The following is a 24455-nucleotide window of genomic DNA, read 5'->3' on the forward strand; positions in this document are numbered from 1 at the left end:
AGCGGCGGCGCGCTTGTCCGAGCAGCATCACTCCAGCGGTGCGTAAAAAGGCAATACGAAACTGGCCCCGATCCATCGGATCGGGGCTTTTCTTTGCCTGCAGCAGCCCCCGGAGCGCGCCGACAGCATAAAACATGTGCGCTTGAGCGCGAAGAGCACAAAAGTTGTGCGGATGAACGGAGCGTAAGCTTCGGTCCGGAGGCGCGAGAGATGTTGGCTGAACCGCTTAGAGCGCCGGAGCCCGCCGACAGCACAAAACATGTGCGCTTGAGCGCGAAAAGCACAAAAGTTGTGCGGTTGAACGGGGCTGGCGCTTTGGTCCGGGAGGGAAGCATGCGAGCATCAAAAAAATCCCCGAACGTATCGTTCGAGGATTTCGCATCGTCGGATTCCCGCCGCTTCGCGCGGGCGGCGAATTAAACGCCCTTCGCGTCCAGCACCTTGCGAATGTACGCCTGCGTCTCCTTCGGCAGCCGCTCCATCGCCATCGACAAATCGGCGTCCGTCTTGATGCCGAGCCGATCGATCCGCCCGGGGCCCGCGTTGTACGCGGCCAGCGCGACGGCTTCGCTGCCGTTGTATTTCGTCAGCAAGTAGGACAAATAGCGCGTGCCGCCGTTCACGTTCTGCACCGGATCGAACGAATCGGTCACGCCGAGCGACCGCGCCGTCGCGTCCATCAGCTGCATCAGCCCTTTGGCCCCGGCCGGCGACACCGCATTCGGGTCGTACCCGGACTCGACGCGCACGACCGCCCGCACGAGCGACGGATCGACCCCGTACGCCGCGCTCGCCTCGCGGATCATCTCTTCTACGCCGGTATCCGGCTTCGACTCCCCTGCCGTCGCGTACCGCCCGAGCGGGACCGACGCGGTGAGCGCCTCCAGCCCGAACTGCGCCGCGGATCCGCTCGGCTCCTCGACGGCGGTGCCGTTGCCCGATGTCGCCGTCATCAGCTGCAGCAGCGCCGCGAAATCGGCGCCGCCCTCCGCGCCCTGGCCCCCGCCGAGCGACGCCGACGTCACGTCCGTCGACGATATGAATTGCGTCCGCAGCCATGCGCTGATCAGCTTCGGATCGATCGCTTCCATCCCCATACTCATGCCGTTCAGTCTCCGTTCTCCGTGGATGCGTCTATTATAGAGGAAATCGGACGAGAGCTCCATCGTTTTTTGCATGAAAAAAGCGCCGCCCGGACATGCCGGACGGCGCGAAAGGAATGCGCTGCTATACGCTGTTCTGGAGCGTCATCAGGAAGATAAAGAACGAAATGAGTCCGAGCGCGACGGCCCAGCCGCCCATCGCTTTCCGCCCTTGCGCGTACGCCATGAAGCCGACGACGGCCGCAGCGGGCCCCAAGATGCTCGGCAGCAGGAAGAACGACAACACCGCCGTCAACAGCGCGGCGAGCCCGAGCGCATAGCCCGGCTTCGCGTTCTGCCGCGCGTCTCCCGCCGTCCCGCCGGCACCGGCGGCCCCGGCAGGCGGCGCGGCCAGTTCGGTCCCGAACTCCGCGTCTTCGGCTCCCTTCGACCCCTCGTTCGAGTCGGGGACGATCGGCTGCACTTTTTCTTCCTGGAAGAACGCTTTGTCCGAAACGGACGATTCGCTTTCGAACCCGGTTTCCGGGCCGAACGAGGCCGAAGCGTCGTCGGCCGCCGTACGATCTGGATGCTCGTTCACGTGGAGTTCCCTCCTTGCGTTCTGTCCGGCGTCGTTACGCTTTCGGCTTGAACGTATGGCAGCAGGTGGACGACGACGACTTGGCGGCGTCCTGGTGATCGGAATCAAAGCTTTCCCCGGCGAACTCCGCGTCGTAGTTCATTCGCGCGTGTTTGTCGATATCGACCATGATGAGGTCCGCGCCGCAATTGTTGCCTTCTTTATTGAAGACGCAATTCGATACGCTGCATTTGACCTGTGTCAAAACCATCACCCCCTCCAAAGGTTGCCCGTCCGGAGGGGGTGAGTATGCGAGGGAGGTTTAGGTACGCTCGCCCTGCATGCGGCGCTGCGTGATGTAGTCCGTTTCGTAATAAGCGAGATCTTCGCGAAGCTCTTCGAAAATTTTGGACAGCGACAGCGTCAAATCGCGCACGTCGCGGACCGGCTTTTTCCGGAAGCGGATCGCGTCTTGCCCCGTGTACGCGTAACGTCCGTCTTCGGAATAGCATTCATGCTTCGGATAGAAGAAGTTGTTGACGGAGCTGTGGTACACGTCGTACAGGACGCGCTCCGCATAATCGTTGTTGAACGTCGGGCGGCGCAGCGCGACGCCGAGCTTCTCGTAATTGACGGTCGAAAACACAAGCAGGTGACGCATATCCGATAAAAAGCCGCGGTTGAACTCGTCCAGCGCCGGATCTTGCTCCGGGTTCAGGCTCGTCAACGTGACGCTGTTTAAGAACGGTTCGATCGTATCGATCGCTTGCTTGAGCTTTTGTTTCGTCGTTTCGCACAATTGTTGGACGTTATGAATCGCCATAAAGGTTATCCCCCTTACCTCATTCACCGGGCGCAAAACCGCGCCGATGCTCATCCATCATCCTATCACAAATAAGGCAAAAACGGTACTCCTCGCCGCGAATAACCGAAAGCCGGGAAGCCACCCTAACAAACAAAGAATCATGCGTCGCAGAGGGGAGCGCAATCGATCTATGGACAAACGGAAAATCGGCGCAGGCGTGCTGGTCGCCTTGTTCGCGCTGGCGTTGCCCGCGGCTTATTGGCTGCAGCAGGACCGGCCCGGCGACGGGCCGCGCGCCGCCGACGTCGGCGATCCGGCCCGCCGGCCCGCCGCTCGATTCGAGCATCGGCATAAACAAAAGATACTGGCGAGCGACGTCTCCACGACCGCCGCGCTCTGCCGTCTCCAATGCCGCAGCGATTTGGCGTCGTTCGCGAAGCGAAACGGCGGCCGGAACCAAGAGCAGATTCGACTTGAGCTCGCCGAGATGCGCGGCATGCATCCGCATCTCCATGCGCTGGCGTGGGTCGACGGCGGCTCCGCGCTGACGGACGGTAGTCTCGGCAACGCGGCGCCGGACGCGAAGGCGCGCTGGGAGGAAGCCATTCGCGCGGTGCGGGCCGGCAAGCGCTACGAATCGAAGCCGCTGCAAGGAACGGACGGCGATCAATACTTCGTGCTCGGCGAACCGGCGGGCGCCGGCCGCGGCCAAGGCGCCGTCGGCTTCGTCCATCAGGACGTCCTGCGCCAGGTCGCAAGCAACCAGTCCCGAAACCTGCGATTGAAAGAGTTTCCGGACGAGGACAAACGGTTCGGTATTCGCGCGGTCGATCCGGAAACCGGCCGCGAGGTCGACGTCGACACGCCGGAGGAAAACCAGGGCGTCAGCCATTACCGCAAACGCGAAGTCGTCGTTAAATTCAAGAAACCCCCGAGTCCTGACGACATCGCGCGGATGAAGGCCGAGACGAAGGCCGTCTCGGTCAAGCAGCTCGGCCCCGCGTTCGTCTTCGATTCCCGGCAGATGACGACCGCGCAGCTGATGGACTATTTCAAGAAGCGCGACATTGAATACGTCGAGCCGCATTATATGTACGTTACGAACGAAACGTCGGCGGCGGAGCCGAACGACGAGCTGTACGGACGATACCAATGGAATTTGCCGATCATCGAGACGCCTGCCGGATGGACGCTCTCGAAGGGCAATGCGGAGGTCGTCGTCGGCGTCATCGACACCGGCGTCGCCCTCTCCCACCCCGACCTCAAAGAGCACATCGTCGAGGGATACAACGTCGTCGAACCGGCCTCGCCGCCGGAGGACGACGTCGGCCACGGCACGCACGTCGCGGGCGTCGTCTCGGCGCTCACCGACAACGGCCAAGGGGTCGCCGGCATGACGTGGTACAACAAAATCATGCCGGTGAAGGTGCTCGACTCGACCGGCATGGGCAGCACGTACTCCGTCGCCGAGGGCATCATTTGGGCGACGGATCACGGCGCGAAGGTGATCAACATGAGCCTCGGCAACTATGCGAGCGCCGAGTTTCTGCACGACGCCATCCGTTACGCGTTCGACCGGGACGTCGTGCTGATCGCGGCGACCGGCAACGACAACACGAGCGATCCCGGCTTTCCGGCCGCCTATCCGGAGGTGTTCGCCGTCTCCGCCACGAATCAGGATCGGGAGAAAGCGACGTTCTCGAACTATGGCGATTACGTCGACGTCGTCGCCCCGGGCGAAAATATCGCGAGCACGTATACCGACAACCAATACGCCGCCCTATCCGGCACGTCAATGGCGAGCCCGCACGTCGCCGCGCTCGCGGCGCTGATCCGCTCCGCCAATCCGGCGCTGAAAAATACGCAGGTGTACGACATTATGCGCAAGAGCGTCGACGATTTGGGCACGCCGGGAAGAGATCCCTACTACGGGTATGGGCAAATCAACGTGTCCCGCGCGCTGCAGCTCGCGGTCGGCCAAAAGCCCGAAGCGGCGTCGGACGACGGCGCCGAGCGGCGGACGGTCGGACGCAAGCCCCGCGAATCGTTCTTCGAAGAGCTGGTCCGCTCCATGTTCGGTTCGTAATAAAAGCGTCTAAACGCGAAGAAAGAGCTGTCGAAGGTTCGACAGCTCTTTCGCGTTATGGTGATCAAGAGAAGTTTGCCGTAAGCCGGGTTCTGTACTTCCAGTGGTCAGATCGGGTCACCTGCCCTCCCACCGCGGAAGCGACAATCATCTATCTAGGCGGCGCATTGCTGCGACGCTCAAGCGACCAACCCGAACGCGCCTCGGGCCAAGGCTGCGGCGCGAAGCCGCGGCGTTCTCCTCGGTCTTGCTCCAAGTGGGGTTTACCAGGATGTATGTCACCATACCTCCTCGTGGTCTCTTACACCACGGTTCCACCCTTGCCTGTGCCTTCTCGCGAAGGCCATCGGCGGTCCATTTCTGTGGCACTATCCTTCGGCTCGCGCCGACTGGACGTTATCCAGCACCCTGCCCTGTGGAGCCCGGACTTTCCTCCCGCGAGCCTTGCGGCCCGCCGGCGATTGTCTGTCAAACTTCTCGAATCTATAACTCAGTATACTCGCTGGCTCGGCTCGTTGCAACGACAGGTTATTGGCACGGCTTCCAGCCGGGTCGATTCCGCCCGAGAAACGCGCCCTATATGAACGTGAACGGCTCCGTCGACGGCGCCGAAGCGTACGCCTCGACGTTCCAGCCTTCGCGCGCCGCGTGGGCGTTCAGCTTCTCCGCGACGGCCGCCTTCATCACCTGTTCGATATGATGCCCCGGATCGACGAGCGCGAGACCGGCCGCCAGCGCGTCGTGCGCCGTATGATGGTCTAGGTCGCCCGTGACGTAGACGTCGGCGCCGGCGGCGAGCGCGTGCTTCACGAAGCTGCGCCCCGAGCCGCCGACGACAGCGACGCGGCGCACCGGCTTCGCGGCGTCGCCGACGAAGCGGAGCGCGGGCACGCCGAACGCCGCCTTCGCCCGCTCCGCGAACGCGCGCAGCGGCTCCGCCGCCGGCAGCTCGCCGATGCGGCCGATGCCGTACGGCGCTCCGCTCAGCTCGAGGCGGAACACGTCGTACGCGACCTCCTCGTAAGGATGCGCCGCGATTACCGCTCGGACGACGTCCGCCCTGCGGCTCTCCGGCACGATCGTTTCGAACCGAACCTCTTCGGCCCGCTCCAGCTTGCCGGCCTCCCCAAGGTACGGGTTCGCTCCCGCCTCCGGCAGGAACGTGCCGGTGCCGTCGACGGAGAAGCCGCAGTGGCTGTACCGTCCGATATGGCCCGCCCCGGCGTCGAACGCCGCTTGACGCACCGCGTCCGCGTGCGACGCCGGCACGTAGACGACCAGCTTATAGAGCGTCTCGCGGCCGGTCGTCTTGAGCGGCGCCGTGCCGGTCAAACCGAGCCGCTCCGCGAGCAGGTCGTTGACGCCGCCTTCCGCGACATCCAAATTCGTATGCGCCGCGAACACCGCGATGTCGTGCAGCAGCAGCTTTCGAAGCAGCCGCCCGTCGGGGCGGTCCGTGCGCACGGCGGCGAGCGGCCGATAAATGAGCGGATGATGCGCGATAATGAGCCCTGCCCCGGCGGCGATCGCCTCGTCGACGACCTCCTCCGTCACATCGAGGGCGACCGCCGCTTTGGCGACCTTCGCGTCCATCGAGCCGACGAGCAGCCCGATTTTATCGCCCTCCTCCGCGAGCGACGGCGGCGCCCAGCTTTCCATCCAGCGTACGATCCGTTTCACTTCGACAGCCATGACAGCACCTCGTTCACTTCGTTCCTCTCTTGCGACAACTCCTCGCGCTTCTTCTTCGCTTCCAAGCTGTCCGACCGCCCGATTTGCTCGATCAGCGCGTCCAGCTTCGCGGAATACGCGGTCCACTTCCGGACGAACAGCTCCGTCGGGCGCCGCAGCAGATGCGGTCCCATCAAGAGGCGTACGGCCCGCGGCACCGGAGCCCCGGCCCCGTCCACGGGACCTTCGTACAGCGCTTCGTTCCACTCGCGCGCCTCCGCCGGATCCGTCGCCCGGTCGGCCGTCAGCACTTCGTACATCAGGCCTTCTTCTTCGAGCAGCGTCTCGGCCGTAAGCTTCCAGTCCTGCCGAAGCAGCCACTCGCGAACGAGACGCTCGCCGATGTTCGGCTGCAGCACGAGCCGACGGACGCCGGCAAGCGCCTCCCCGCCGGAAGATAAAATATCGACGATCGTGCCCCCGCCCATGCCCGCGATGGCGATCGTCGCCGCCTCGCCCGGGCGCAGGACGGCGAGGCCGTTGCCGATGCGCACGTCGACGCGGTCCTCGAGTCCGGCCGCGCGCACCTGGCGCTCGGCCGCCGCGGCGGGACCTTCGTGAATGTCGCCCGCGACCGCCCGGGGAATATGCCCGCGCTGCACGAGCGCCACCGGCAGCAGCGCGTGGTCCGTGCCGATATCCGCCAGCGTGCCGCCGGGCAGCACCTGCTCCGCCACGGCCCCGAGCCGTTTGGATAATTCGATCATATTACACAACCCATTCCGTCCAAGTTTTTCGTAGAGCGAACGCGGCCGCGCCGAGCGCGGCCAGCTTGCCGAACATGACCGACTGCGTAACGACAAGCGGCTGCTCCGTCAACGCATACGCATAGCCTTCAGGGACGAACCACAGCAGGCAGGCAACGATGAAAAACACGGCGCCCGCCTCCTTCGCCCGCCGGCTGAGCAGCCAACCGATCCAGCCGAACAGCAGCGACAGCGGCACCCAGCTCAATTCGAGCGCCGCCCAACCTTCCGGGGCGACGATCCGGTGAACGGCCAGCGTGTACGAGAGGAGGAATCCGATCCAACCGCATAGATGAATCCAAGGCACCCGCAGCGCGAGTCCGAACGCGATCCATAGGATGGAGCAGCAGGCGATATACAAGGCCCCGGCCCCCCAATGTCCGCCGCCGTCCGCCTGCATCATCCACGCGCCGCCGACGAGCAGCGCGAACGCGCCGACGCCGAACAGCCCGTACGACAGCAGCGGCTTGCGGCGGCGGAACGCCGCGCTCGCCGCATGCGCGCCGACGACGACGGCGGCGTACACGCCGATTTGCAATAAGGGCGGAAACAGGCTAAAATGTAGACCAATATAGCAAATCAACCCAATGCTGGCAACAAGTAACAGCCAGTGCATCGGATGGCTCTCGACGATCCGGCGTTTCCGCTCCTGCTGCTTCGCGTCTCGCGATTCTTCCGGATCGCGATACAGATTCAGCAGGAAATCGCAATAATGGTCCGGCAGCAGCTTGCTTCGCTTCCAATGCTCGATTTCCTTGACGATCACCGCTCGCTTGGCTTCATCCATCGATACGCATCCTCCGTTAAGGGAAAAGACCCCAGCCGCATTCACAGCAAGAGGTCTCTTCGTTCATACTATTCCAGGAAATCTTTAAGCCGTTTGCTGCGGCTCGGATGGCGAAGCTTGCGAAGCGCCTTCGCTTCGATTTGACGAATCCGCTCGCGCGTGACGCCGAACACTTTGCCGACCTCTTCGAGCGTACGCGTCCGGCCGTCGTCGAGTCCGAATCGCAGACGAAGCACGTTCTCCTCGCGCTCGGTGAGCGTATCCAGCACGTCCTCCAGCTGTTCCTTCAGCAGCTCGTATGCGGCCGCGTCCGCCGGAGCGAGCGCCTCTTGATCCTCGATGAAGTCGCCGAGGTGGCTGTCGTCTTCTTCGCCGATCGGCGTTTCCAGCGAGACAGGCTCCTGCGCGATTTTCATAATTTCGCGAACCTTCTCCGTGCTGAGATCCATCTCTTTGGCGATCTCTTCCGGCGTAGGCTCCCGGCCGAACTCCTGCAGCAGCTGGCGCGACACCCGGATAAGCTTGTTAATCGTCTCCACCATATGTACGGGGATCCGGATCGTGCGCGCTTGGTCCGCGATGGCGCGGGTGATCGCTTGGCGAATCCACCACGTCGCGTAGGTGCTGAATTTAAATCCTTTGTCATGATCGAACTTTTCGACCGCTTTAATGAGACCCATGTTGCCTTCCTGGATCAAATCGAGGAACAGCATGCCGCGGCCCACGTACCGCTTCGCGATGCTGACGACGAGGCGCAGGTTCGCTTCCGCGAGCCGGCGTTTCGCTTCTTCGTCGCCCTGTTCGATCCGCTTCGCAAGCTCGATCTCGTCTTCGGCGGAGAGGAGCGGCACGCGCCCGATCTCCTTCAAATACATCCGAACAGGATCGTTGATTTTTACGCCCGGCGGCAGCGACAAATCTTCGTCGAATTGGAAATCGTCATGCTCGTCGTCCGGAAGCGCCATGCCCCCGTCCTCGTTTTCGTTCACGACTTCGATGCCTTGCTCGGCGAGCACCTCGAAAAACTCGTCGATTTGTTCCGGGTCCTGATCGAACGGGGACAATCGCTCCGTAATATCTTTATACGTCAGCGTCGACCGCTTCTTCCCTTGTTCGATCAGTTGTTCTTTGACTTGCTCCAGGGTCAATTCGGTCTCCTGCTCCGTATGCTGTTCGTTCGTCATTCGACAACTCCCTCCTCCCTAGATCCGTTGACCAAGCGACTTGAGCTCCTTCTCTAGGGTAATGATCTCGATTCCGATCTGCGCGGCGGCGCCGAAATCCGACGCTCGCTCGGCTCTTGCAAGCTTCTGTTGCATTTGCTTCAATTTCTGCACTAAGCCCTGTTTGCGGATTTCCGTCAGGCAATCCTCGAGCACTTTATCGTTCGCTGCGTCCTGCGGGTAGGAGAGCAAAATCGAGCTGGCCTCCGCTTCGAGCGCGTCGTCGTGCAAGGTGGCGACGAACCCGCTCGGATTCGGAGCCTTGCCTTCGGCATAGTAAGCATATAAATAAGCAGCGATCGCCGCATGAGCTTCCACGTGAAATTCGTCGCCCACTTGATCTTGGACGAGCCGTGCGACATCTTCGCTGTGCATCATCGCGGAAAGCAGCTGTCGTTCCGCCGCGATGTACGCCGGCCGCAGCGTCGGCACCGGCGGGGCCGGGGGGCCCTTTTCATTCATATCAGTATTCCACGGAATTTCGTTCTTATCCCCGGGGCCTCTCATTTTCTGCCGGATTTCATGCATTTCTTGTTTCAAAGTTTCAAAGGCGTATCCGGTTTCCGAAGCGACGTCCCGCAGATAATGTTCCCGCTCCGTCGGCGATTCCAGAGCGGCCACGATCCGAAGCGCGGCTCTCGCGAACGACAGTCTGCTCCCGTCATCTTGTAGTGTATGTTCCTTCTTTAAATATAGTATTTTATATTTTGTCGAAGAAACCGCCTGACGGATGACGCTCGACAGGAACGCTTCGGGGCCGTATGTCGAAATGTATTCGTCGGGATCTTTCCCTTCGGGCAGCAGCGCCACTTCCGCTTTCATGCCGACCTTTTCGCACAAAAGCACGCATTTATGCGCCGCGGCTTGTCCCGCGCGGTCCCCGTCGTAACAGATCAGCACCGAATCGCAATACCGTTTGAGCAAAGCTACATGCGACTCCGACAAGGCCGTGCCGAGCGTCGCTACCCCGTTCTCCACCCCCGCTTCCCTCGCCTTGATGACGTCCACCATGCCCTCGAACAGAACCGCCTGCCGCGATTTGCGAATGGCGGCTTTCGACAGATGGAGCGGATACAACACCTTGTTTTTCTGGAACAAGGGCGTCTCCGGTGAATGCAAATATTTCGGCTGCGCATCCCCTACCGCGCGGCCGTTAAAGGCGATGATTTTGCCGCCGGCGTCCCAAATCGGAAACATGACGCGATCGCGAAATCTGTCGAACCAGCCCTCGCTTTCCCGAGCGACGATCAGTCCCGCGCGCTCCGCAACTTGCGGCGGGTACCCTTTCGTCTGGAGAAATTGCGTCAAGCTGTCCCACAACGGAGGCGCAAAGCCGATTTGGTATTCGTCGATCATCTTCTGGGTAAAACCGCGCCTCTTCAAATACGCGTAAGCCGCTTGCCCCTGCTCCGTGCCGCCGAGCACGAAGTGGAAAAACTTCGCGGACTCCTCGTTGGCGGCGACATACCGAACCGCCTCTCTTTGCTCCGGCGTCATCTCGCTCGGCGCGGGCGCGAAATCGAAAGCGATGCCCGCTTCCTCGGCGAGCGCGCGAACCGCTTCCGGGAACGACAACCCTTCGGATTTCATCAGAAACCGAATGGCGTTGCCTCCCGTGCCGCAACCGTAGCAGTAGAAAATCCGCTTCTCCGGCGTGACGTGAAAAGAGGGCGTTCTTTCGGAATGGAAGGGGCATAATCCGAGAAAGCCTCGACCGCTTTTGGACAATTTCACGGTGCGTCCGATCAGCTCCGCGATGTCCGTTTTGTCCAATACCGCCTGAATGACGCTCTCCGGAATCGAACCTGTCCTCATGACCTCTTCACCACGTTCCGAAATTGCAAATATTAGTATTCGCTATGATGAACCATTCTCCTGCAACCTCGACAAAACTTTTGTCAAAACGTGTAGAAACTTGTCTCGGTCTTCTTTCGTGAACGGCCTCGGCCCCCTCGTTCTCCCGCCGGACCGCCGCACCTTCGCCGAATGATGGCGTTCCTCGAGAAGCCGGTCGATGTTGTCGTTCGTAAACATCGTCCCGCGCGGGGACAGCACCGTCGTCCGCTTGGCGAGGCCGATCGTCGCGAGACCGTAATCGCCGGTGACGAGCACGTCCCCCGGCGCCAGCCGATTCGCGATATACAAGTCGGCGGATTGGTTCGACGCGTCCACCTGTACGTTCGTCACGCCCGGCAGGTCGGGCAGCCGATGGTTGTACGACGACACCATCCAAGCCGGGATGCCGAACCGGACGGCGACGGCCGAAATTTCTTCCTTCACCGGACAAGCGTCGGCGTCTACGACGATCTTCGGCTTCGCCGCGTCCATGATGCGTTCACCGCCGTTCCTTCGATGAAATAAAATCGAGTCCTTACTAATATATACGAGGGCGTCACGGAAAACTCCTGCTTCCGGCGCCCTCGCGAAAAAGTTGTCGAGTTTAGAACGCGATCTTGCTAGCCAAATACGCCGGAAGGTCCGCGATCGGCATGCGCACCTGCTCCATCGTGTCGCGGTCGCGAACGGTCACTTGACCGTCGGTTTCCGAATCGAAATCGTACGTGATGCAAAACGGCGTGCCGATTTCGTCGTGGCGGCGGTACCGTTTGCCGATCGAGCCCGCGTCGTCGAAATCGACCATGAAGTCGGCCGCCAGCTTCTCGAACACCGCGCGCGCGCCGTCGTTCAGCTTCTTGGACAGCGGGAACACCGCCGCTTTGTACGGCGCCAGCGCAGGGTGCAGATGGAGCACGACGCGGCTGTCGTCGCCTTCGAGCTGCTGCTCTTCATACGCGTCGATGAGGAACGCGAGCGTGACGCGGTCGGCGCCGAGCGACGGCTCGATGCAGTACGGGACGTACTTTTCGCCGGTCTCCTGGTCGTGATAATGGAAATCCTCGCCGGAGTGCTCCATGTGCTGCTTCAGGTCGTAATCGGTCCGGTCGGCGATGCCCCACAGCTCGCCCCAGCCGAACGGGAATTTGTACTCGATGTCGACCGTCGCGTTGCTGTAGTGGGACAATTCGTCCTCGGAATGGTCGCGCAAGCGGATGCTGTCTTCCTTCATGCCCAGCTTGAGCAGCCAGTCGCGGCAATACGCGCGCCAATATTCGAACCATTGCATATCTTCGCCCGGCTTGCAGAAAAACTCGAGCTCCATCTGCTCGAACTCGCGCGTGCGGAACGTAAAGTTGCCCGGCGTAATTTCGTTCCGGAAGCTTTTGCCGATTTGGCCGATGCCGAACGGCAGCTTCTTGCGCATCGTGCGCTGCACGTTTTTGAAGTTGACGAAAATGCCCTGCGCCGTCTCCGGACGCAAATACACTTCGTTCGCGCTGGACGCCGTGACGCCTTGGTGCGTCTTGAACATTAGGTTGAACTGGCGGATGTCCGTATAGTCGAACGCGCCGCAGTCCGGACATACGATGTGATGCTCTCGGATCAGGTCCATCATTTGGTCGAACGTCATGCCGTCGACGATAATTTCTTGCCCTTTCTCGGCGAGCGCGTTTTCGATCAGCTTATCGGCCCGGTGGCGCGACTTGCACTGCTTGCAGTCGATCATCGGGTCGTTGAAGTTGCCGACGTGACCGGAGGCGACCCACGTTTGCGGGTTCATCAAAATCGCCGCGTCGAGGCCGACGTTATACGGCGACTCTTGGATAAACTTTTTCCACCAAGCGCGTTTGATGTTGTTTTTCAGTTCGACGCCGAGCGGCCCGTAATCCCACGTATTCGCGAGACCCCCGTAAATTTCCGAGCCCGGAAAAATAAAGCCTCGGTGTTTGGCTAACGCCGTTACTGCGTCCATCGTTGTCGCTGACATGTTTCGTTTTCTCTCCTTATATGCAAAAATCCCGTCTCTACGCCCGTTGACACGGACGTAGGGACGGGTTTGTTTTCCCGCGGTTCCACCCTACTTGGCGCATCGATGTGCGCCCGCCTTTCGTTCGACAAACCCGCCGCTCCGAGAACGCCTTCGCTTACGGCACGGACCCGGGCTTTCACCATCCCCGGTCGCTGCGCTCCGCCGCGCATAAGCTACTTGTTTTCCCTTCAACGCGTAACGCGTATGTCACTTCATACTATTGGTGGATTATAACAACGTATCATGGCATTGTCAAGACGTTTCGTTCGGTTCCGCGGGTTCGTCGTACACCGCTTCGATCTGGTCCAAGACGGCGCGAGTTTTCAGCCGGACGTCGGCGTGCGCGTCCAAGTACCGGCGCAGCGCCTCCTTCAGCGCCCGCTTCGTGGCGGGCTTCACGCTGACGTCGCCGATGCGGCGAAGGTCGGCGCGCTGCAGCACCGGCAGCAGCCGAATCGCTCCCGGCGGCAGCGGCATCCGGTCCGCGCGGTCCGCCGCGCATCTCGCGCAGACGAGGCCGCCCGCCGAAGCGCTCCAGTATGCTTTCTCCTCCGGCTGCGGAACCCGCCCGCACTCGGCGCATTCGCTCGTCAGCGGCGCGAAGCCGGCGAACTGCGCCAGCTTCAGCTCGAGCATGGCGGCGACGACCGCCGGATCTTTGCCCGCCGAGAGCGCTTCGTACGCCGCTTTCAGCTGCTCGAACAAAAACTGGCTCGCCTCCCCGTCGGGCACGAGCCGGTCCGTCAATTCGGCGAAATACGCCGCGTACGCCGATGCGCGCAAATCGCCGCGAATGCCGGAGAAGCCGTCCAGCAGCTCCGCCGAGTTGAGCGTGCCGAGCCCGCTCGCCTGCGATTTGTAAAACACGAAATCTCCGTATGTATACAGCTGGGTGACGGCAGCGTGACGGCTGCGCGCCTTCTTCGCCCCGCGGACCATCACCCCGACTTTCCCGACCTCGCCGGTAAACAGCGTGACAATCAGATTGCCTTCGCCGTACGCGACGGATCGGATGACGATTCCCTCTACTCGGTATAACATGCCTCGGTTTCATCTTCCCCCGGGATCGCGTCCATGTCGATACCGGAAACGGCCTTCACCTGGTCCCATTCGCGGTATAGCATATAAGCATCTACATCCCCAGTCAAAGTAAAATACGTCCACGAAAAATCTCGCATCCGAATTCATCCCTTTCGCCTGTGGTGTGACATGACGCTATGGTCTTAGGATGGGATGGGAGCGTGTTTCCTATGCCTTGTAATAGATGGGAAAGGCGCGCGCGAATAACGAATCGGCTCGCGTCAATCGTTGCGGAAGCCGAGATCCTTAAGCACGTGCTCGGTGTTCCGCCAATCTTTTTTCACCTTGACCCACAGCTCCAGGAAAATGCGCGAGCCGAGCAGCGCTTCGATATCTTTGCGCGCCGCTTCGCCGATTTGCTTCAGCAGAGCGCCCTTCTTGCCGATGATGATCGGCTTTTGGGAATCGCGCTCGACGTAGATGACTGCGGAAATGTCGACGACGCCGTTGTCCCGCACGCTCATCGCTTCGATCGCGACCGCGACCGAGTGCGGTATTTCTTCCCGCGTCAGGTGCAAAATTTTCTCGCGGATCATTTCCGCGCATACGAACTGCTCCGGGTGATCCGTCACCTGATCGGCCGGATAATATTGCGGGCCTTCCGGCAAATACTTGGTCAGCTGCTCGAGCAGCGTCGAGACGTTGTTGCCCTGGAGCGCGGACACCGGCACGATTTCGGCGAACTCGTACAAATCTTTGTACTGCGCGATGACCGGCAGCAGCGCTTCCGGATGCACCTTGTCGATTTTGTTCAGACCGAGCACGACCGGGGTGCGCACGTTTTTCAGCTGTTCGACGATGTACCGGTCGCCGCCGCCGAGGCCGGCCTCGACGTCCACGAGAAACAGAACGACGTCGACCTCCTTCAACGTGTCGGTCGCCGCCTTCACCATGTAATTGCCGAGCTTCGACTCCGGCTTATGGATGCCGGGCGTATCGAGAAACACCATTTGCGACGTATCGGTCGTGTACACGCCGTGAATTTTGTTCCGCGTCGTCTGGGGCTTGTCCGACATGATGGCGATCTTTTGGCCGATGATTTGGTTCATCAACGTCGATTTGCCCACGTTCGGCCGCCCGATGATCGTGACGAAGCCGGAGCGGAACGCTTTTTTACCGTGTTGATTCTGATTCATGCAGGACCGTTCCCTTCCAGGACGAAGGCGCCAGGCAGCAGCTCCGCCACCGTCATCACCATGACGTCTCCGCGCAAATTGCTCATGATGACCGGCATATCCGGCGGGCACAGCTCGGACAGCACCTGCCGGCATACGCCGCACGGCGTGCACGGGCCGGCCGTGTCGGCGACGACCGCGATCGCTTGGAACGCCCGCGGCGGCACGCCGTCCGCGATCGCGCGGAACGCCGCCGTCCGCTCGGCGCAGTTCGTCGGGCCGAGCGCGCCGTTTTCGACGTTGCAGCCGTAATGGATATGCCCTTGCGCGTCGAGCAGGGCGCTGCCGACCGCGAATTTCGAATAAGGAACGTATGCCCGCTTGCGGGCTTCCAGCGCGTGGTGCAGCAGTTCTTCGTAACTCATCTGCATCTATGTATCCCTCTGTTTCCCGGTGAAATGTACGTTTGTTACGCTCCGTTCCATCGCGTCAGCACCGCGGGCACGAGAACGACGGCCAAGACGACGAGCGAAAAGGCCGCCAGCACGAGCACCGCCCCCGCCGCGGCGTCCTTCGCCTGTCCCGCGAGCGGCTCGCGCGCGGTGCCCACCGTCAAATCGACGACCCGCTCGATCGCCGTATTGACCGCCTCGGCGCTGATCACGAGCGCGATGGCGAGCGCGACCCACAGCCATTCCGCGGCCGTGATGCGGCCGTATACGCCTAGCGCGACCGCGCCGGCCGCCGCCGCCAAATGAATACGCATATTGCGCTCGGCGCGCGCCGCGTGCACAAGCCCTTGCAGGGCGTATTTCAGGCCGATTCCCCGTTTCACCGGGACAGCCCCGCCTTGCCGAGCACGCGCTCCTGCTTCTCCGTCATGACGGCTTCCGCCGCCTCGTCCTGATGATCATAACCGATCAAATGGAGGAAGCCGTGCACGAACAAGAAGCCGAGCTCGCGCTCGAGCGAATGCCCGTACTCCTCCGCCTGGCGCTTCGCCGTCGCCGCCGAAATGACGATGTCGCCGATCGGTTCGTCCGGCAGCTCCACGAGCTCGCCTTCCTCGCCTTCGTCCGCGTCCGTCTCGTCCGCTTCGTCGCCGTAATGGATCGGCGCTTCGTCTCCGGCCGTCTCCAGCATCGAGAACGACAAGACGTCCGTCGACTTATCTAAGCCGCGGTACTGCGCGTTCAGCTCGCGGATCGATTCGTCGTCCACGATCGTGACCGACACGTCGCCCGTCTCGACGCCTTCGAGCTCGCCCGCGATCGCGAGCAGCTCCTCCAGCTTGTTTTCGAGCCCTTGAGGCAGCTCCACCTCGTCCTGCTCGTTCGCGAAATCCAATCGCAGCGTCATGGGGTTCCCTCCTTCTTGAGTTGTCCCTGCGTCCCGCTCCCCGCCGGCGCGTCGCCGGGATATTCGATCCGGGAGTGGAAGACGCCGAGCAGCGTTTCCTTCATGCTTTTCGCGATGATGTCCAGCTCTTTCAGCGTCATGTCGCATTCGTGGAACTGCTGGTCGTCCAGCCGATCCTTAATGATCTTCCGCACGATCGAATCGACCTGCTCCACCGTCGGATTGCGCAAGCTCCGCACGGCCGCTTCCACCGAATCGGCGATGCCGACGACCGCCGCTTCCTTCGTCTGCGCTTTCGGGCCGGGGTACCGGTATTCCGACTCGGGAATCGGCTCCACCGCCGCGGCCGCTTCCGCGTCGCCGGCCGATTCCGCGATGCGCGCGGCGTACTCTTCCCGCTGCTTCAGCGCTTTGTGGTAAAAATATTTCAGCAGCGTCGTGCCGTGGTGCTGCTCCGCGATGTCCCGAATCGGCTTCGGAATTTTCGCCTCGTTCAGCATGTCCACGCCGTCCTTCGCGTGCGCGATGATGATCGCCTTGCTCACGCTCGGATCGAGCGTGTCGTGCGGGTTGTCTCGGTTCATCTGGTTTTCGATGAAGTACGCCGGACGCCGCGTCTTGCCGATATCGTGGTAGAACGAGCCGACGCGGCACAACAGGCCGTTCGCGCCGATCGCCTCCGCCGCCGCCTCCGACAAATTGCCGACCATGACGCTGTGGTGATACGTGCCCGGCGCTTCGGTCAAGAGCTTGCGCAGCAGCGGGTGATTCGGATTCGACAGCTCCACGAGCTTCAGCGGCGACAAAATGCCGAACGTCGCTTCGAAGAACGGCATGAGGCCGAGCACGAATACCGCCGTAACGACGCCGCCGGTGAACGCGTAAGCGACGGCGAGCAGCACCTCATGATAATTCCCCATTTCGGGGTTTTCGATTAATGCGAGCAGCGTCACCGATAACGCCGAGACGATCGAAATGGCCATGCCGGCGCGGAGCACCGACGCCCGCTGGCTCACCCGGCGGATCATGAAAATGGCCATAAAGCCGACGACGAGCGACACGAAGCCGTAATGGTAATCGAACAGCGCATCCTGCTCGGCATGGAACAGGATGCTGGCCATCGTGCTGAACAGCACCGTCGATATGATCGCGAGCTGATCGTCGAGCAAGAGCGCGATCAGCATCGTGCCGAGCGCCACCGGCGCGAGATAAGCGAGCGACGGATCCAAATCTTGCGCGACGGTGACGATTTTCATCAAGACGAGATTGATGGCGTAAATGAGCCAGAGCATGAGCAGCAGCCGATTGTCGGAGCGGACCGCCTGCCGCGAGTGGCGAATGAACCAATGCAGCGCGCCTAGGAACAGGAAGCACAGCGCCGCGAGCCCGACCCTCGGAAGCACGTTGTTGTTCCGATTTTGAATCAAATTCATTTCGTCGAGCTTTTGGTACATCTCTTCGGTGATCGTTTCGCCCGCTCGGACGATCACTTCGCCCTTCTCGAAATAGATCGGCTCGGTTTCCCGCTCGGCCGCCTCCCGCGCGCGCTGCGTCGCTTCCTCGTCGTAAAACCGGTTCGGCGTCAGGGCGAAGCGAATGATTTCCTGCGTCAGCCCGCGGGTCACGTTGCTCGTCAAGTCGGAGGCGTTCACCCATTCCGGCACTTGCAGGCGGACCGCTTCCGCGTCGACGACCGGGTCGCCCATCAGCCGGTTCACGATGTTGATCGCGACCGGTTCCATTTCGAGCAATTGTTTCTCCGTTAACTTCGGCAGTTTATATAAGTCCTCTTCTTGAAAACGGTACTGCTGTTCGTACAGCCGCAGCCGAATTTCTTCGATTAAGGTATCGCTGTACGCGTTCGTGTTGTGCCACCGAGTGAGCGTCGTTTCGTACGTCTCGCGGAACATCTCGGGCAGCTTGTTCCGGTAGACGCTGACCTTCTCCTCCGTCGTCAAACCGTCGTCGGCGTTGATGCGGGCGATTTCGTCGAACAGCCGCTCCACCAGCTCCGCGTTGCGCATCGGGACGATCGTCGACACCGGCTGCACGCGCCGGACGGCTTCTTTCCGCGCCGCCTCAGTCGCCAGCTCGTCTTCGATTCGATCAGTCGCGTAAATCGTTTGTTTGCTTTCCGTATTCGGCTGCACGTTATACGTCGGCGGGATGACGTTCTCTGCCAGCGTAAAATAAAAAAGAAGGGCGAACGACAGCAACAATGCCGCCCGAACACCCATGCTGTATCTCCAGCCTGTAGTTGTATATCGATGCTTGCCGCGAACGCGGACCTCTTTCGACGTCATGAGGGGGGCCTCCTACGGCTATTGATGATCCTTGAACCGATCGTACGCCACGATGATTTTTTGGACCAACGAATGGCGGACGACGTCCGATTCGGCGAAATAAATGAAGCCGATTTCGGGGATGGAGCGCAGGATGCGTTCCGCTTCGACGAGACCGGAGCTTTTGCCCCGGGGCAGGTCGATTTGGGTGACGTCCCCGGTGACGACCATTTTCGAGCCGAAGCCGAGACGCGTCAGGAACATCTTCATCTGCTCCGGCGTCGTGTTTTGCGCTTCGTCCAAAATGATGAACGAATCTTCCAGCGTCCGTCCCCGCATGTAGGCGAGCGGCGCGACCTCGATCGTCCCCCGCTCCAGCGCCTTCGCGACCGCTTCGGGTCCGAGCACGTCATGCAGCGCGTCGTACAGCGGACGCAAGTACGGGTCGACCTTCTCCTGCAGATCGCCCGGCAAGAAGCCGAGGCTTTCGCCCGCTTCCACGGCCGGACGCGTGAGCACGATCCGCTTCACTTTGCCTTCTTTGAGCGCCGTGACGGCGAGCACGACCGCGAGGTACGTCTTGCCCGTCCCGGCCGGTCCGATCCCGAACACGATATCCTTCTTGCGGATCGTCGATACATAATGCTTCTGGCCGATCGTCTTCACCTTGATCGGCTTGCCTTTGTACGTCGTCGTAATTTCGCCCTTGAACAGATCGAGCAGCTGGTCGGCCTGCATCGTGCGGGCGAGTTCGATCGCGTACATGACGTCCCTCTCCGACAGCGCGTACCCGCCGCGGATGAGCTCGAGCAGCACCTCGAACAGCTGCGTGAGCGATTCCACCTGTTCCTTCGTGCCCTGTACGGTCAGCTCCGCGTCCCGGGAAAACAGCCGGGCGTTCATCTCTTTCTCGATCAAGTGAAGGAAAGTATCCCCTGGACCGAACAGGGCCAGTCCTTCGGCCGCGTTGCGCAGCGTTATTTTAGCGGAATGTTCAGCGATGCGTTCGTTCAATAGCGTCCTTCACTCCTTGTTGGCTTGTCGAAGTCGTCGCAGGGCCGCGGGCGCCGCCCGGGCAAGTCCGTACCGTCGAACGTCAGGAGCGATTTTCTTTCTCGGCGGGTTCCGGTTCCGGCGGAGCGAGCTCCTCCGGCAGGATCGTTCTTTCCGCCGCCAAATCGACCTCGACTTCGAATACCACTTTCATTACCACTTTACCATTGTCGGTACGCTCATGCAAAATTTTTTCCTGCCGAATGACCGCGTCCCCCCCGACGTTCGCGACCAAATCGGCCCGGGCGTTCGCGAGGCCCGTCTCCCTCGCCTCTTTCGCCGTCCGCTTCTCCTCTTGCACCGAGGCTTCGTGCCGCGTCACCGTCATCCACCCGACCGGCGTCGTCCACGGCCCGAGGCGGAGCTGCTTGCGGTCGGATTCGACGCGCTCGTTCGCGAACGGCTTCTGCCAATACCCTGTCAGCTGCAGCGCCCGCGATCCGAGCACGAGATGGAACGACGAGCGCGCGTTGCCCGTGAGCGCCTGATGCTGTTTGACGGTGGGCACGGTGACGTTGTATTCGTACCAGACGAGTCCGCGGACCTTCCCCTCCGCTACGACGGCTTCGCGGTTTTCTTCATCTCCTAGAATGCCCGAAATCAAAATATCTCCTCGTTTCACCCGCGCGTGGACGCCGACCTGCGGCACGCCGCGGTCCGCGATGATGCTCGTAATGACGCCGTCCGAATTCGATACGATGTGGCGCGGGCTTTGCGGCGTCCGCTTCGCGGGAATCGTCGCTTCGACGACGCGGATCGTCGCGGCGGTCCCCTGCATGTCGATGCCGACCCACGCGGCGTTCGGCAGCGAGCGGGTCAGCCGGTCGGCGAGCTCGCCGCGGTCGCCGAGCCGGAACTTCCACTGGAGCGGGTGCAGTCCTTCGGCTCTCGCGGCCTGCAAAATTTGCTCCTTCGGAATCGTATCGTTGCCCGTCACCTCGACGCTCCAGACGACGGCGGACAGCAGATACATGCCGACGACGAAGCCGGCCGCGCCGGCCAGAAACCATTTCCGCCGGGCCAGTTTGTCCAACAAAAAGGGAAACCCGTAGCGCCCCGTCGTCCGCACCCGGCAGCCTGTCTCCCGCAAAAACGGCTTCAGCCGGAAGTAGTCCGGCACCGTAATATAGCACTCGCCCCGATTCTCGCCGCGCCGGCGAATGTCCCACACGGGGACGCCGCCTTCGGCCAGCCGGTTGATGAGCCTCTCGAACGACGTCCCGGCGACGGTCACCTTCACATATCCCTGTATGTATCGAATCAGCTGCGCGTTCATCCGCCTTCCCCCTTCTATCGCGTTACCCGAATTTCACTTCGTCGATATGTCCTTCGATGAACACTTCTTCCGTTACGATCGCGCGGATCGACAGCTGCCTGCCGCGGATTTCGAGCGTCCCCTGCGTCAGCGCGAGCTTTAAGTACGTGTCGGTAAAATGGAGCACCCCCCGGTGGTTCTCCACGTACACCTGCATGTTGCCGATCATCGTGACGCGCGGCAAGTCGAAGACCACGTCCTGGGGAAGGTCCAGCATGTCCGTCGTCCACTTCGTCAGCTTGCGAGTCCAGCGTCGCATAAGGTCAATGGGCGCCTCCCTCCTGATCTCTTAACAAAATATGCGGCGTAACGGCCGAATATAAGAAAAACTTTTCGGCCGGCGGGGGCGCTCCTCCAGACGCAAAACGGCCGGACCGGAGGTTTTCCTCCGGCCCGGCCGTTGCGAAAAGGCGGGCATATCGTTAACGTTTGCGGCTCGTATGCGGGCGGATCGCCCTAGGGGGGCCGAACACTTCGGCCCAGATCATGCCCTCCGCGGCGCGGCGCGGATCGATGCCCGCCGGCCGGCGCTTCGGGGCCGGCGCGGGCGCGGGCCGCGGCGCAGGAGCCGGCCGCGCGGCGGCGGCTCGCGCAGGCTTGGACGGCGCGGACTCCGGCTCCGACGGCTCCCAGGCGGCAGCGCGAGGATCGGCCGGCTGAGGCGCCGTCGGCGCATCCGCCGGACGCGCCGGCTCCCCGCGGGAGAGGCCGCCCCCGAGGGGGCCTTCGCCGCCGAACGGCGGCATGCCGCCCCGCGGGCCGCCCTGCGCGGTCGCGCCGCGAATTTTATTGACGAGGAAGGAGATGATGCCGAACGCGATCGCGACGACGAACACGTTGTCGAAGATGAGGTCCAGCAGCATCATGATTAAATCGTCCACGCGTCAGCACCTCGTTTCGCCGGATTACTTGCTGCCGCCATCGTCCGGATTCATCTTGCCGAACGCGTCGCGCATTTGCGTATCCGCGTCGATGTTTTTCAGGTTCATGTAATCCATTACGCCGAGCTTGCCGCCGCGAAGCGCTTCCGCCATCGCGAGCGGGACCTGCGATTCGGCTTCGACGACCTTCGCGCGCATTTCCTCGACGCGCGCTTTCATCTCCTGCTCGTGAGCGACGGCCATCGCGCGGCGCTCCTCCGCCTTCGCTTGGGCGATGCGCTTGTCGGCTTCCGCCTGCTCGGTCTGCAGGTTCGCGCCGATGTTTTTGCCGACGTCCACGTCCGCGATATCGATCGACAAAATTTCGAACGCCGTTCCGGCGTCGAGCCCTTTGCCGAGCACCGTGCGGGAAATGAGGTCCGGGTTTTCCAACACTTCTTTATGCGTGCTCGCCGAACCGACGGTCGTGACGATGCCTTCGCCGACGCGCGCCATGATCGTCTCTTCGCCGGCGCCGCCGACGAGGCGTTCGATGTTCGCGCGCACGGTCACCCGCGCCTTCACCTTCACCTCGATGCCGTCTTTCGCCACGGCGGCGACCCACGGCGTCTCGATCACCTTCGGATTGACGCTCATTTGCACCGCCTGCAGCACGTCCCGGCCGGCAAGGTCGATCGCCGCGGCGCGCTCGAACGCGAGCTGAATGTTGGCGCGCTCGGCGGCGATCAGCGCGTTGACGACGCGGTCGACGTTGCCGCCCGCGAGGTAATGGCTCTCGAGCTGGTTGATCGTAATGGCGAGGCCCGCTTTATGCGCTTTGATCATCGGGTTTACGATGCGGCTCGGGATGACGCGGCGCAGCCGCATCGCCACGAGCGTGATGATGCCGATCCGAACGCCCGACGCGAGCGCCGAAATCCACAGCATCACCGGGAAGAAGCTCATAAACACGATGAACGCGATCAAGATGACGGCAATCAGCAATAAACTGGTAATGTCCAACATTTCTAAATTCCTGCCTCTCGATTTAAATTAGGCGTCCCCTTGCGGGGGCACTTCCTTCACGACGACGCGCATTCCGTCGACGTCTACGACCGCGACGTCCGCGCCGGCCGGGATAAATTCCCCGTTCGTCACGACGTCGATCCGTTGCCCGCCCACGAGCGCGATGCCCGACGGGCGAAGCGGCGTCGCCGCCGTTCCGTTTTGCCCGACCAATTCCTTCCTAGTCTCGTGCGAAACGTAGCCTTCCTCGGTTTTCAGCGCGTCCCGCAAAATGAATCGATTCCATACGCCGCGGTGCTTAAAATAGCGGACGAACACTGCCGCGATCGCCGCCCCGACGAACGCCGCGATGCCGAGCGAGCGAAGCGCGTCGCCCGTATCGTAGGCGGCTAAGACGACGCCGGCGATGAGCGACGCCGAGCCGAGAATGCCGAGGATGCCGAAGCTCGGGATGAACAGCTCCAGCACGAGCAGAGCGATGCCGGCGACGAACAAGGCGATATGCTCCGTTCCCGCGAAGCCCGCAATGAAATTGCCGAGAAAATACAGCCCGAACGATGCGACGCCGACGATGCCGGGCGCGCCGAAGCCGGGCACGAGCAGCTCGATTAAGAGCCCCGCGACGCCGAGGACGAGCAGGATCGTTTGGGTCGCCGGATGCGTCAGAAACCGGGCCGCCTCCTCGGCGAGCGTCGGCTCGATCCGCTCCACGCGCTCCGCTTGAATCGTCGCGAGCACCTCGTCGAGCGTCGCGACGACGCCCTCCGCGTACCCGACGCCCGCGGCGTCCTTCGCCGACAGCGTAATCAAATCGCCGGGTTCCTTCACCTTGCCGATGGCATCGAGCGTGACGCGCACCGTGTCGTCGACCATCCCTTCGGCGATGTCGGGATCCCGTCCCGCCCGCTGCGCGGCGCTGCGCATTTGCTGCACCCAGACCGACACGATCTTCGAATCTCTCACCCGCTCCCCCGAGCCGTCGACGATCGCCGCCGCCCCGAGCGTGCTGCCTTCCTGCATGTAAATTTCGTCGGCGTTCAGAGCAATGTAACTGCCGGCCGAAATCGCTTTGCCTTCGACGTATGCGACCGTACGGAGCGGGCTTTGACGAATTTCTTCGCCGATTTCCGTCGCGGCGTCGAGCCGTCCCCCGAACGTATCGATGACGAGCACGACCGTGTCGGCGCCCATCGCCTCCGCTTCTCCGAGCGCCCGCGTCAAAAATCGCTGCAGCCCCGCTTCTACCGTTCGATCGACGGGGATGACCGCGACGGTGCCGGCGTCCGTCGTTCTGCCGTCCGCCGTCTGCGCCGTCGCCGCTTCTCCGGCCGACGCGGCGCCCGCCGCCCCGAACGCGAACGCGGAGGCTGCCGCCAGCAGCAGCGAGGCGGCGATGCGCCCGCGCAGCCGGCGAATCGCGTTGCCCATAGCGTCACTCCTTTTCTTTGCTTTCGTTC

General features: G+C 61.9%; 25 protein-coding genes and 1 other RNA gene. 1 reads left to right on the forward strand and 25 read right to left on the reverse strand.

The window, feature by feature from the left end; translation table 11 throughout:
- Window positions 1-416: 416 nt before the first annotated feature.
- From VE009_RS07120 to VE009_RS07135, 4 genes are read right to left on the reverse strand one after another with little or no spacing between them, the layout of a single operon-like run.
- On the reverse strand, window positions 417-1178 hold the full coding sequence (locus VE009_RS07120; RefSeq protein WP_325006694.1) for a lytic transglycosylase domain-containing protein: 762 nt from the start codon (window positions 1176-1178) through the stop codon (window positions 417-419).
- Window positions 1179-1227: 49 nt separating this feature from the next.
- Window positions 1228-1683 carry a hypothetical protein gene (locus VE009_RS07125; RefSeq protein WP_325006695.1) on the reverse strand — a complete coding sequence of 152 codons (456 nt, stop codon included), beginning with the start codon at window positions 1681-1683 and terminating at the stop codon, window positions 1228-1230.
- Between the two features lie 34 nt (window positions 1684-1717).
- Entirely contained in the window at window positions 1718-1927 is a 210-nt protein-coding gene (locus VE009_RS07130; RefSeq protein ID WP_325006696.1) for a DUF1540 domain-containing protein, read from the reverse strand.
- Between the two features lie 57 nt (window positions 1928-1984).
- Window positions 1985-2485: a YpuI family protein gene (locus tag VE009_RS07135; RefSeq protein WP_325006697.1), complete on the reverse strand. Its 501-nt coding sequence runs from the start codon at window positions 2483-2485 to the stop codon at window positions 1985-1987.
- A gap of 172 nt (window positions 2486-2657) precedes the next feature.
- Here VE009_RS07135 and VE009_RS07140 point away from each other — a divergent pair, with 172 nt between their 5' ends.
- The gene (locus VE009_RS07140; RefSeq protein ID WP_325006698.1) at window positions 2658-4553 is read left to right on the forward strand and encodes a S8 family peptidase; all 1896 of its coding nucleotides are present in this window, start codon (window positions 2658-2660) and stop codon (window positions 4551-4553) included.
- A gap of 66 nt (window positions 4554-4619) precedes the next feature.
- On the opposite strand, the gene rnpB is transcribed toward VE009_RS07140, so the two are convergent.
- The 21 genes from rnpB to VE009_RS07245 all read right to left on the reverse strand — a co-directional run bounded on the left by rnpB (window position 4620) and on the right by VE009_RS07245 (window position 24426).
- An RNA gene (rnpB, locus tag VE009_RS07145) (RNase P RNA component class A) lies at window positions 4620-5030 on the reverse strand.
- A 99-nt stretch (window positions 5031-5129) separates the two neighbouring features.
- Window positions 5130-6245, reverse strand: a complete 1116-nt coding sequence (locus VE009_RS07150) for a Nif3-like dinuclear metal center hexameric protein (RefSeq protein WP_325006699.1) — start codon at window positions 6243-6245, stop codon at window positions 5130-5132.
- A complete protein-coding gene (locus VE009_RS07155; RefSeq protein ID WP_325006700.1) occupies window positions 6230-6991 on the reverse strand; it encodes a class I SAM-dependent methyltransferase in 762 nt (253 codons plus the stop codon). Before VE009_RS07155 ends, VE009_RS07150 begins: the two co-directional genes overlap by 16 nt.
- 1 nt (window position 6992) lies before the next feature.
- Entirely contained in the window at window positions 6993-7817 is an 825-nt protein-coding gene (locus VE009_RS07160) for a hypothetical protein (protein ID WP_325006701.1), read from the reverse strand.
- A 68-nt stretch (window positions 7818-7885) separates the two neighbouring features.
- Window positions 7886-9001 carry an RNA polymerase sigma factor RpoD gene (gene rpoD / locus VE009_RS07165; RefSeq protein ID WP_325006702.1) on the reverse strand — a complete coding sequence of 372 codons (1116 nt, stop codon included), beginning with the start codon at window positions 8999-9001 and terminating at the stop codon, window positions 7886-7888.
- Between the two features lie 18 nt (window positions 9002-9019).
- Window positions 9020-10855, reverse strand: coding sequence for a DNA primase (gene dnaG / locus VE009_RS07170; protein ID WP_325006703.1), 1836 nt, complete (start codon window positions 10853-10855; stop codon window positions 9020-9022).
- A 42-nt stretch (window positions 10856-10897) separates the two neighbouring features.
- A complete protein-coding gene (locus VE009_RS07175) occupies window positions 10898-11368 on the reverse strand; it encodes a YaiI/YqxD family protein (RefSeq protein WP_325006704.1) in 471 nt (156 codons plus the stop codon).
- A 112-nt stretch (window positions 11369-11480) separates the two neighbouring features.
- Entirely contained in the window at window positions 11481-12866 is a 1386-nt protein-coding gene (locus VE009_RS07180; RefSeq protein ID WP_325006705.1) for a glycine--tRNA ligase, read from the reverse strand.
- A gap of 294 nt (window positions 12867-13160) precedes the next feature.
- Window positions 13161-13949: a DNA repair protein RecO gene (gene recO, locus VE009_RS07185; RefSeq protein ID WP_325006706.1), complete on the reverse strand. Its 789-nt coding sequence runs from the start codon at window positions 13947-13949 to the stop codon at window positions 13161-13163.
- Window positions 13934-14086, reverse strand: coding sequence for a YqzL family protein (locus tag VE009_RS07190; RefSeq protein WP_325006707.1), 153 nt, complete (start codon window positions 14084-14086; stop codon window positions 13934-13936). Before VE009_RS07190 ends, recO begins: the two co-directional genes overlap by 16 nt.
- Window positions 14087-14209: 123 nt before the next feature.
- The gene (era, locus tag VE009_RS07195) at window positions 14210-15124 is read right to left on the reverse strand and encodes a GTPase Era (protein ID WP_325006708.1); all 915 of its coding nucleotides are present in this window, start codon (window positions 15122-15124) and stop codon (window positions 14210-14212) included.
- Window positions 15121-15528 carry a cytidine deaminase gene (cdd, locus tag VE009_RS07200; RefSeq protein ID WP_325006709.1) on the reverse strand — a complete coding sequence of 136 codons (408 nt, stop codon included), beginning with the start codon at window positions 15526-15528 and terminating at the stop codon, window positions 15121-15123. The genes era and cdd overlap by 4 nt, the downstream gene beginning before the upstream one ends.
- A gap of 44 nt (window positions 15529-15572) precedes the next feature.
- Complete coding sequence (locus tag VE009_RS07205; RefSeq protein WP_325006710.1) at window positions 15573-15938, reverse strand: diacylglycerol kinase family protein; 366 nt, start codon at window positions 15936-15938, stop codon at window positions 15573-15575.
- Window positions 15935-16462: an rRNA maturation RNase YbeY gene (gene ybeY, locus VE009_RS07210; RefSeq protein WP_325006711.1), complete on the reverse strand. Its 528-nt coding sequence runs from the start codon at window positions 16460-16462 to the stop codon at window positions 15935-15937. Before ybeY ends, VE009_RS07205 begins: the two co-directional genes overlap by 4 nt.
- Window positions 16459-18765: an HDIG domain-containing metalloprotein gene (locus VE009_RS07215; protein ID WP_325006712.1), complete on the reverse strand. Its 2307-nt coding sequence runs from the start codon at window positions 18763-18765 to the stop codon at window positions 16459-16461. The genes ybeY and VE009_RS07215 overlap by 4 nt, the downstream gene beginning before the upstream one ends.
- A gap of 18 nt (window positions 18766-18783) precedes the next feature.
- Window positions 18784-19746: a PhoH family protein gene (locus VE009_RS07220; protein ID WP_414694796.1), complete on the reverse strand. Its 963-nt coding sequence runs from the start codon at window positions 19744-19746 to the stop codon at window positions 18784-18786.
- A 94-nt stretch (window positions 19747-19840) separates the two neighbouring features.
- Window positions 19841-21073: a sporulation protein YqfD gene (yqfD, locus tag VE009_RS07225; RefSeq protein ID WP_325006714.1), complete on the reverse strand. Its 1233-nt coding sequence runs from the start codon at window positions 21071-21073 to the stop codon at window positions 19841-19843.
- Between the two features lie 22 nt (window positions 21074-21095).
- A complete protein-coding gene (gene yqfC / locus VE009_RS07230; RefSeq protein ID WP_325006715.1) occupies window positions 21096-21371 on the reverse strand; it encodes a sporulation protein YqfC in 276 nt (91 codons plus the stop codon).
- Window positions 21372-21534: 163 nt separating this feature from the next.
- Window positions 21535-21993: a hypothetical protein gene (locus VE009_RS07235; RefSeq protein ID WP_325006716.1), complete on the reverse strand. Its 459-nt coding sequence runs from the start codon at window positions 21991-21993 to the stop codon at window positions 21535-21537.
- A 24-nt stretch (window positions 21994-22017) separates the two neighbouring features.
- Window positions 22018-22998 carry a flotillin-like protein FloA gene (floA, locus tag VE009_RS07240; protein ID WP_325006717.1) on the reverse strand — a complete coding sequence of 327 codons (981 nt, stop codon included), beginning with the start codon at window positions 22996-22998 and terminating at the stop codon, window positions 22018-22020.
- Window positions 22999-23025: 27 nt separating this feature from the next.
- Window positions 23026-24426 carry an NfeD family protein gene (locus tag VE009_RS07245; RefSeq protein ID WP_325006718.1) on the reverse strand — a complete coding sequence of 467 codons (1401 nt, stop codon included), beginning with the start codon at window positions 24424-24426 and terminating at the stop codon, window positions 23026-23028.
- Window positions 24427-24455: the final 29 nt, after the last annotated feature.

The organism is Paenibacillus sp. (assembly GCF_035645195.1).
Classification (GTDB): domain Bacteria; phylum Bacillota; class Bacilli; order Paenibacillales; family YIM-B00363; genus Paenibacillus_AE.